This is a genomic window from Streptomyces aureus (assembly GCF_001418135.1).
Taxonomy (GTDB): Bacteria; Actinomycetota; Actinomycetes; order Streptomycetales; family Streptomycetaceae; genus Streptomyces; species Streptomyces aureus_A.
In genome coordinates this window covers 1-3,164 of the sequence record NZ_LIPQ01000305.1, presented here as the reverse complement: position 1 = coordinate 3,164, position 3,164 = coordinate 1, and the positions used below count along the sequence as shown (strand labels likewise).

Annotated in this window: 3 protein-coding genes; 1 reads left to right on the top strand and 2 read right to left on the bottom strand. The window is 66.5% G+C overall.

The features are described 5' to 3' along the window. The first annotated feature begins 44 nt into the window (after positions 1 to 44). Positions 45 to 536: an NUDIX hydrolase gene (locus AOK00_RS24470; RefSeq protein ID WP_055602442.1), complete on the top strand. Its 492-nt coding sequence runs from the start codon at positions 45 to 47 to the stop codon at positions 534 to 536. A 406-nt stretch (positions 537 to 942) separates the two neighbouring features. Here AOK00_RS24470 and AOK00_RS24465 read toward each other — a convergent pair whose 3' ends face one another. Beyond that, entirely contained in the window at positions 943 to 1,446 is a 504-nt protein-coding gene (locus tag AOK00_RS24465) for a hypothetical protein (RefSeq protein WP_055602441.1), read from the bottom strand. A 424-nt stretch (positions 1,447 to 1,870) separates the two neighbouring features. Then, positions 1,871 to 2,656, bottom strand: coding sequence for a HEAT repeat domain-containing protein (locus AOK00_RS24460; RefSeq protein ID WP_254047480.1), 786 nt, complete (start codon positions 2,654 to 2,656; stop codon positions 1,871 to 1,873). Positions 2,657 to 3,164 lie beyond the last annotated feature (508 nt).

Genomic DNA, 3,164 nt, shown 5'->3' with positions numbered 1-3,164 from the left:
CCACGTGAGATGACGCCTAAGCGCAGGGTCGATATCGTGACTCGATGGGCACACCAGATTTCATCCTCGCGCTGCGCAAGAAAATGGGAAACGATCCGCTGTGGCTCTCAAGCGTCACCGCAGTCGTCGTCAGGGATGACCAAGTCCTTTTGGCGAAGCGCGCAGATAACGGCAAGTGGACGCCCGTGACTGGGATCATCGATCCGGGGGAGCAACCGGCGGATGCCGCAGCCCGGGAGGTTCTTGAGGAGACCGGCATCGTGGCAGTTCCGCAGCGGCTGGCGATGGTTCACGTCACGGACCCTGTCGTCTATGACAACGGGGACCAGACGCAGTATCTCGACCTGGTGTTCCGCCTTGGTTGGCAGTCCGGCGATCCGCATCCCGCCGACGGCGAGAACACAGCTGCCGACTGGTTCCCGCTGAACGACCTGCCTCCGATGTCAGACGACATGCGCAAGCGAATCGCAGCTGCCCTGTCCAGCGAGCAGGCAGCCCAGTACGTCTTCTCTTCGCCGTCACCCGGCGGCACCTGAGAACCCGGCTCCAACGCGCCAGTGTGAACAGGCGCGCCATGGCAGCTGGCCCACCCTCACGGTGGGCAGCTGGCTCTGTTCACGAGAACCGGCTCTGGCACAACTTCCGTGAAACCACGTCGACCGGGCTCGTGCCCGCCTCTGGATGAGCCGCCGACCTGCAGGTTCACCAGGGCCGCCCGCCTCGGACACCGAGGATCGGTTCGACTTCACGAAAGTTGCGCAGAACCCGAGAACCGACGGCAGATGTTCACCACTTCGGGAGTCACTCGACTGAGCCCCGAAATCGAACTGGTTGCGCTTCGTGACATCGCCGAGCAACCGCCTTGGGTCTCTCCTCGGCTCAAGGCCGCCGCGGGAGAAATGCCTCCTTGATACCACCGGAGCATCAGGAACAGCTCTCGCTCTAGCTGGCGCCGAGCGCGGCCGCAACGCCTTCAAGGATCCCGACGAACTCCTGAGCCGGGATCTCGACCGCGAAGACCGCGCCGGCGTCTTCAGGGTGGTTGAGCAGGTGTTCCTCACGCCAGAACTCCAGCGTGATCACCAGGAGGTCCTTCTCACGGAACAGACAGGCCGTCACGTTGTCGGTGGTGGGTCCCCAGAGCAGAACCCCAAACCGGCCGCGCAGCTCGTAGTCGGCCTCGGGCTCGCCGTCGTCCCCCGCGCGCTGCATGAGACGCCGGTGTGTGGCCTCGGCGGACAAGCCAGCGAACGGCAGGGGAGAACCTTCACCGGACCGCAGCCAGGCAGCGGTGTCCAGCACATCGCGGCGGAACTGGGGGACGTACGCCATGTTGTCGTCGCAGGTCAACCACTTTCCAGCCGCCCAGAGGTCGACCCGGCACAATGGGCCTGGCTCGCCGACCTCTGCGGCGAACCTGAATTTGTCTCCCAGAACCACGCTCATGCCCCTGACCGTCGCAGGTTCATCCCTTCGTGAACAACCGAATACTCTGCCGACGAGTCGCCAGCGTGCCCCGGCAGAATTCGAACGGCCGCTGACTGGGTGACTCCCGATGTGGTGAACAACTGCTGTCCGTTTTCGGGTTCTGGCGCAACTTTCGTGAAGTCGAACCGATCCTCGGTGTCCGAGGCGGGCGGCCCTGGTGAACCTGCAGGTCGGCGGCTCATCCAGAGGCGGGCACGAGCCCGGTCGACGTGGTTTCACGGAAGTTGTGCCAGAGCCCGTTTTCGGGTTCTGGTCCAATTCTGTGGTGTACCTACTCCCTGTGACCGTGGGCCTTGCTGGTAGGTCCCGCGAGATGTGACCGAGCACCGTACCTGGCCCCCGTGGACAACTTCGATGCACAAACGGGGCCGAGGCCGGGCGCTCAAGGTGAGGAGGCCCAGGGGTCGTCCGACGGTTCGGGCTCTTGGGGGTGGAGCATGCAGCGAATACAGCGCCGGAGTCCCGGTTCACCGGATCCGGCGGCGGCGTTCATCCACGGCAGGGCGTCCATGGCATGCGCGCGTTCGTCTGTGGCGAAAGTGTTGATGGTCTGGTGGAGGCCCTCGGGGGCGGGTTCGTCCGTGAGGCAGAGCCAGCCGATCGCCGCAGCTAGGCGGACTTCGGGGGCCTCTGTCCAGTCTTTCCACCGCTCACAGAGCCACCAGACGGTCGGCGGATGCGCGTGGGCCCGGGTGGTCTCCGCGGCGGCGAGGAGCAGGGCGGCACGGACTATGGCGTCATGCTCCGTGGCGAACCTGGTGGCGAGGGCGGTTCGGACCGTGTGGTCGGGGTCGGCGGCGGTGGCCAGAGCGTAGGCGGCGTCGATGCGGATGGTGGGGTCGGAGTCGTTGAGAAGGGGCAGGAGCACGGGTGCTTCGGCGGTGATCGCGGCGCGGGCGGCGGCCACCGACCAGCCTGCCGGGTAGCCGGTCACCTCGACGCCGTAGTCGTCGTAGTCGTCGGGGGCGTGACGCCGAGGATCGGTGCGGTGGAGCAGGAGTTCATCGCGGGAGGCGACGCCGAAGTGCCGGGCGCGGGCCGGGCTGGAGAGTACGCCGAGGACGGCGGCACGGTGTGGGTGGTGGGCATCGGTGGCGATGGGGATCAGGAACGGTACGGCGAGGGCGACGGCGGCCCGGCTGTCATTGGCACACAGGCCCGCCAACACGCCCGTCGCGTGGCTTGCGGGGTCCTCGCCTGTGTGCAGCAGGTGAACGGCCTTCCGGGAATCGTTCCCGTGAGGGAAGTTCCCCCACGGAACGGCATCGAGAAGCAACCCGCTGTGGGCCCCGGACTGGATGCCGGCCACCACCGCCCGCACATCGAACGCGCCTCCCGCGAACGAGGCCAGATCCGCTCCGTCCACCAGCGCCCGGCACATCTCGAACGCCGGATCGGTCCGCCAATCCCTCACACCACACCCCCGCCATCGAATCCCCAGAGATTCGATCATGCCTTGCCCGCCCGTCCGTCCCCGCCGGTCGGCTGCCGGACATCCAGGGGCACATCCCGACACACCACGAAGCCCCGAGAACCCGGAAGGCACCCTTCTCAGGGCGAAATGCGGTCGGGCCAACCGGAATGCTCAGGGGCCACCTATCGCGTTCAGTCACACGCGATCGTCTGGAAACCGCCGGTGCCGACCGCGTTTGGGTGGTTCCGTCCACGATCCACAG